Raw genomic sequence first — 6,517 nt, 5'->3', positions numbered from 1 at the left:
TAAGCCGGGTCTCTGCCGCAGGGATGCGGCAGTGAAGCCCCCAGGGATGGGTTTACGGCGCCCCGGCGTTCTGACCCGCAACATAGCCGCGTCACCGGAGCAGGTTTTGACCTTCCTACAAGCAACTTAGCCCTGTCACCGGAGCTGGATTTGACCTTGTTGCAAACAACATAGCTGCATCACCTGGCGGGTTTTGACCTTAGCCACTGCCAGAGAATGCGCACCCCATTCCGCAGCCAGAGGGCGGTGTTGCGGAGCAGATAAGCCGGGTCTCTGCCGCAGGGATGCGGCAGTGAAGCCCCCAGGGATGGGTTTACGGCGCCCCGGCGTTNGGTCTCTGCCGCAGGGATGCGGCAGTGAAGCCCCCAGGGATGGGTTTACGGCGCCCCGGCGTTCTGACCCGCAACATAGCCCTGTCACCAGACCAGGTTTTGACCTTCATGCAAACAACACTAACCCGCGCAGGCCCTGACCTCAGCTCTTATGGACCTTCAGGCCCGCTACGGTCTGGCCAACCGGCATCATCTCCAGCGTATTAATATTCACGTGCTTAGGCAGCGTCGCCACCCAGTAAACCGCCTCGGTGATATCCTCCGCCGTCAACGGCTCTGTACCGTCGTAAACGCTCCCGGCTTTGGCATCGTCGCCCTTAAAACGGACGTTCGAAAACTCGGTGCCGCCCACCAGGCCCGGCTCGATATCCGTCACGCGCAGCGCCGTACCGTGCAAATCCGTACGCAGGTTAAGGCTAAACTGCCGCACAAAAGCCTTGGTCGCCCCGTAAACGTTACCGCCCGCATAAGGCCAGCTGCCCGCTATCGAACCAATATTAATAATATGACCCACATCGCGCTCCACCATGGCAGGCAGCACGGCACGGGTCATATAAACCAGTCCCTTATTATTGGTGTCGATCATCGCGTCCCAGTCATCGACATTGGCTTTATGAGCCGGTTCAATACCCAGAGCCAGCCCGGCATTATTGACCAGCACGTCAATATTGCGCCACTCAGCGGGCAGGCTGCCAAGCGCCTCTTCAATTCCGGCGCGATTACGTACGTCCAGCTGCAGCGTGTATAAATTGTCACCCAGCTCATCCTTCAGCGCTTGCAGACGTTCATTGCGGCGTCCGGTCGCTATGACTTTATGACCCTGAGCGATAAAGCGGCGGGTGATACTCTCGCCAAATCCCGCGGTGGCACCGGTAACAAACACAATCATCATACTGTTCCTCATCATATTTTAACTTTTCTTCACCCTATCACGTTGCCCACATCCTGATAAGACGCAATATCTATATGTTAATTCCGGGGCTGCACACTACTGGCGCATCAGACCCTGGATATGCCTTTTATTGGTGCGCGACCGGGGAGGTGGCCCGCAGAAAAAGCATTCACCCAATACAGATAGTGACATTGCAATCGTTTGCTTATGCAGGCAAACGATTGCCTGGCCATTTATATTTGCACAGTTAAAAAAGGTCATCAATTTATGCTAACTACCTGAAAATTAGCTATATTAATTTCACCTTGCTCTGGCATGACAATTGCAAATTTCACTTCACCCCTCTGTTGCCATAACCGAAAAAGCACAAGGCTCTTTCAAAAAGGAATCGCTATGTTACCGACCTATACCCAGGCCATTAGGGGAAGTTTTTTTGATTTTACCGCTGCGGCGGAAAATCCCGGGCAGCTTGCCGGTCTCGCCCGCTATATTGAGGATGGGTTGCTTCTACTTAACGGCGGTAAAATTGTTTCGCTGCAAAGCTGGGAAGAGGGCCAGTCGCTGTTAAGCGATCCGCAGGCCGTTATTGACTATCGCGGAAAGCTTATCGTTCCGGGCTTTGTTGACACCCATATTCACTATCCGCAGACCGAGATGATTGGTGCCTTCGGCGAACAGCTGCTGGAGTGGCTACAGCACTATACCTTCCCGGTCGAAAGCCAGTATCACTGCCCGACGCATGCCGCGAACATGTCGGCGTTTTTTTTGCAGCAACTGCTCAGCAATGGCACCACTACCGCGCTGGTGTTCGGCACCGTGCATCCCCAGTCCGTGGATGCCCTGTTTGAAGCGGCGCATCGCCTCAATATGCGGCTGATTGCCGGTAAGGTGATGATGGACTGCAACGCCCCTGACTATCTTACCGAAACGCCCGAGCAGAGCTATCAGCAAACCCGCGAGCTGATTGACCGCTGGCACAATTGCGGCCGTCTCAGCTACGCGCTGACGCCGCGCTTTGCGCCCACCTCATCCCCGGCTCTGCTGGGCAAGGTACGTCAGCTTAAAACCGAATTTCCCGATACCTGGCTGCATACCCACCTTAGCGAAAACCCCCAGGAAATTGAGTGGGTAAAATCGCTCTTTCCCGATCGCAGCGGCTACCTCGACGTCTACGATCACTATCAGCTTACCGGGCGTCGCAGCGTCTTTGCTCACTGCGTGCATTTAGAAGATAGCGAGTGGGACTGCCTGCATGACACCGATTCGGCGGTCGCCTTTTGTCCCACGTCCAATCTGTTTCTCGGCAGCGGCCTGTTCAATTTGAAACGCTGCTGGGACAGGCAGGTGAAGATGGGCATCGGCACCGATGTCGGGGCAGGTACGACATTTAATATGCTGAAAACCCTGGCCGAAGGATACAAAGTGGGCCAGCTACAGCGCTATTCCCTGTCAGCCTGTGAGGCGTTCTACCACGCCACGCTCGGCGGCGCGAAGGCGCTGGATCTGGATAGCCATATCGGTAACTTTCTGCCGGGTAAGGAAGCCGATTTTGTGGTGATCGATCCGGCCGTCTCAGAGCTACAAAAAATGCGCCAGGCCAACAGCCGCGATATCGGGGAAAAGATGTTTGTGCTGATGACGCTGGGTGACGATCGTAATATCGCCAGTACCTGGGTTAACGGCCAGTGCGTATGGCAGCAAAATAGCGTGGAGAAGGGCGAAATTGCCGGGGGCCGTTGATATCCCCGGGAGAGCGGCTGGAGATATCTCGCATTACGTTAGTGACGGGGTTGGCTTCACGGCCTTCTCGTCCTATGCTGAAAGCTTTAGCGACCCGGAGACACGCCCATGCCCCTCTCGTCAGCCAACCCTTTCAGCCAGCCGAGCACACTGCCGTTTCAGGCACCGCCGTTCGATCTCATCTCGGAGGACGACTACCGCCCCGCCCTGGAAGAGGGCATGCGGGTCAAGCGCGAAGAGATCCAGAAAATTATTGCTAATCCCGACGCCCCCACCTTTGAAAACAGCTACGAAGCGCTCGAAAAAGCCGGGCAGATGCTTAAGCGCGTTGAAAACGTCTTTGGTGCCATGACCTCAGCCAATACCAGTGATGCGTTACAGGCGCTGGACGAAGAGATGTCGCCGAAGCTGACCGCGCTGGAGGATGATATCAAACTTGATAGCCGCCTGTTTGCGCGTCTCGACACGATTTATCAGCAGCGTCATTCGCTCAGCCTGTCGGGGGAATCCCTGCGGCTGGTCGAGGTTATCTGGCAGCGTTTCCAGCTGGCCGGTGCCAGCCTGGATGCATCGCAAAAAGACCAGCTCAAAGCGCTGAATCAGCAGGCTGCGTCGCTCAGTACAAAGTTTACCAACCAGCTGCTGATCGCAGCGCGGGACGGGGGGCTGGTGGTAAAGGATAAGACCCTGCTGGCAGGCCTGAGCGAGGCCGAACTGAACGCGGCTGCCGGGGCAGCACAGGCTAAGGGGCTGGAGAATAGCTGGCTGATTATGCTGCAAAACACTACCCAGCAGCCGGCGCTACAAAGTCTGAGCAATCGCGACACGCGGCAGGCACTCTATGACGCCTCATGGAATCGCGCTGAAAAAGGGGATGCCAGCGATACGCGACAGCTGATTATCCAGCTGGCGCAGGTGCGGGCTAAGCAGGCGGCCCTGATGGGCTTTAGCAGCTTTGCCGCATGGCAGCTACAGGACCAGATGGCGAAAACGCCTGAGGCAGCGCTCGATTTTATGCGGGCGATTGTTCCGGCCGCTACCGACCGGGCGCAGCGTGAAACGGCTGACATTCAGGCGGTGATTACCCGGCAGCAGGGAGATTTTACCGTGGCGCCCTGGGACTGGCTCTATTATTCCGCGCAGGTGCGAAAGGAAAAATACGATCTTGATGAGAGCGAAACCAAACCCTATTTCGAGATGTGGAACGTCCTCGATAAGGGCGTTTTCTGGGCGGCCACGCAGCTGTTTGGAATTACCTTCGCCCCCCGCAGCGATATTCCGGTTTACCAGCCCGACGTGCGGGTTTTCGAGATTTTCGACAGCACCGGAGACGCGCTGGCCCTGTTCTATGTCGACTATTTCAAACGCGATAATAAAGGTGGCGGGGCATGGATGAGCAATTTTGTCGGGCAGTCAACGCTGCTGGATACCCGGCCGGTCATTTATAACGTTTGTAACTTTGCTAAACCGGCCGACGGCGAACCCGCTCTGATTAGCTGGGATGATGTTATCACTATGTTCCATGAGTTTGGCCATACGCTGCATGGGCTGTTTGCCAGTCAGCGCTACCCCAGCCTCTCCGGGACGGAAACACCGCGAGATTTTGTGGAATTCCCCTCGCAGTGCAACGAGCACTGGGCCAGCAATGACCAGGTATTCAACAATTTCGCCCATCACTATCAGAGCGGCGAGCCGATGCCGCAGGCGCTGCGTGATAAAATCGTTAAATCGAGTAAATTCAACAAGGGCTACGACATGACGGAGCTGCTGGCCGCCGCGCTGCTGGATCAGCACTGGCACAGCCTTGCGTCGGATACGCCGGTGCAGGACGTGGACAGCTTCGAGAAAAGTGCCCTTCAGCAGGATAAAATTGATCTTGCCGCCGTGCCGCCTCGCTACCGCTCCAGCTACTTCCAGCATATCTGGGGAGGCGGCTATGCCGCGGGATATTATGCCTATCTCTGGACGCAGATGCTGGCCGATGACGGTTTTGAATGGTTTAACGAGCAGGGTGGCCTGACGCGGGAAAATGGCCAGGTCTACCGGGATAAGATCCTGTCACGCGGTAACAGTGAAGATCTTAATCAGCTGTATCGCGAGTGGCGGGGAAGGGATCCTGAAATTGAACCGATGCTGATTAATCGCGGGCTTAAGGACAGCTAAGGGTGTGATAAGTTGGGGAGTATCCGCTACCAGAAGCGGTAGTCCCCGCGCTAAACAGCCGTTCAACCGTAGGGTATCTTTCGCGCTAAACAGCCGTTCAAACATCAGGGTGGGCCTGCGCGGTGCACAACCACTACGCCAGTGGCCCGCCCTGAATGGTCTCGCACATGCCATTCATGATGCGCTCGCCGGTCTCGGTTTTCAGCTCTTCATACCACTGCTGGGTCACCGCCATCTCTTTACCGTGAGTAACATCGCAGCGCTTACGCGCTTTCAGCACCAAATCTTTTACCCGATCGACGCGCTGCTGCTGATAGTGACGCAGCGCCGCCTCAGCATCGAGCGGATGCGATTGCAGCGCGTCTGCCAGTACCACCGCATCCTCCATCGCCGCACAGCCGCCCTGGCCGATATCCGGCGTGGTGCTGTGCGCTGCATCACCCAGTAGCGCCACGCGTCCTTTAACCAGCGGCGAAAAGGGGTCGATATCGTGGATTTCGATGCGGTTAGTGGTCTGCGGATCAATACGTTCGATCAGCGTTTGCACCGGCTGCGCCCAGCCGCTGAAGTAGCGCGTAAGATCGTCACGCAGGGAAGTGCGATCTTCCGCTAAACCTGCGGGCAGGGGAACATCAAAAAAGAAATAGAAGCGGTTACCCGCCACCGGCATCAGCGAGACGCGCTTACCCTCGCCGACGAAGGTGGTCCACTGATCGGCGGGCGCGATGGCTTCATCACACTCAACCAGGCCGTTCCAGTTCACATAGCCTGCATAGCGCCGCTCAACCGGTCTCTCCAGCACGCTGTTACGCACTACCGAATGGGTACCGTCGCAGGCGATCAGCAGGTCACCCCGGACCTCGCTGCCATCTTCAAACCGGGCGATGACGCCCTGACTATCCTGTTCGACCTGGGTTACGCGCTTGCCAAACTGTACCTTTTCGCGGCCGTAATGATTTAGCAGCATCATCTGGAGTTCGGCGCGCGCCACTGGATAAGGACGTTCGCCCGACTGAGCCACCAGCGGATCGAGGCTGAATCGGGTCAGAACCTCCCCCCGTCGAAAATCCTGATAGGCCATCGTGCGCATGTTACCGCCAAGTGCCCGCAGCGGCTCTTTCATTCCCAGGAAATTGAGGCACTTAACGCCATTGGGCCAGATGGAGATCGCCGCGCCGACCGGTTTAATCTCTTTCACCGCTTCATACACTTCCGTTTCAATACCGTACCGCTTCAGGGCTATCGCGCTACACAGTCCACCGATACCGCCACCTATCACTATTACTTTCATGCGTCTCTCCTTTACCAGTTACCCATTCGTGCAATTTTCATACCAGATGCCCGTCCCGCGGCAGACGGGGAGGGATGTGACGAATGAATCGGGCCTGCA

4 protein-coding genes are annotated in these 6,517 nt (G+C 56.5%); 2 read left to right on the top strand and 2 right to left on the bottom strand.

Annotated features, from left to right (window positions below):
* Positions 1 to 474: 474 nt before the first annotated feature.
* Positions 475 to 1,221 (bottom strand): bifunctional NADP-dependent 3-hydroxy acid dehydrogenase/3-hydroxypropionate dehydrogenase YdfG, encoded by a 747-nt coding sequence (ydfG, locus tag A1830_RS04200; RefSeq protein ID WP_067702148.1) that lies wholly within the window; start codon positions 1,219 to 1,221, stop codon positions 475 to 477.
* A gap of 396 nt (positions 1,222 to 1,617) precedes the next feature.
* Here ydfG and guaD point away from each other — a divergent pair, with 396 nt between their 5' ends.
* Positions 1,618 to 2,964 (top strand): guanine deaminase, encoded by a 1,347-nt coding sequence (gene guaD / locus A1830_RS04195; RefSeq protein ID WP_067702145.1) that lies wholly within the window; start codon positions 1,618 to 1,620, stop codon positions 2,962 to 2,964.
* 108 nt (positions 2,965 to 3,072) lie between these two features.
* Positions 3,073 to 5,127, top strand: coding sequence for a peptidyl-dipeptidase Dcp (dcp, locus tag A1830_RS04190; RefSeq protein ID WP_067702142.1), 2,055 nt, complete (start codon positions 3,073 to 3,075; stop codon positions 5,125 to 5,127).
* 133 nt (positions 5,128 to 5,260) lie between these two features.
* Here the strand turns inward: dcp and hpxO are convergent, their stop codons facing one another.
* Positions 5,261 to 6,418: an FAD-dependent urate hydroxylase HpxO gene (hpxO, locus tag A1830_RS04185; RefSeq protein WP_067702139.1), complete on the bottom strand. Its 1,158-nt coding sequence runs from the start codon at positions 6,416 to 6,418 to the stop codon at positions 5,261 to 5,263.
* Positions 6,419 to 6,517 lie beyond the last annotated feature (99 nt).

Source organism: Erwinia sp. ErVv1 (assembly GCF_900068895.1).
Lineage (GTDB): Bacteria > Pseudomonadota > Gammaproteobacteria > Enterobacterales > Enterobacteriaceae > Erwinia.
Note: the sequence above shows the minus strand (reverse complement) of the source record. Positions and strands in the feature narration are given on the sequence as shown.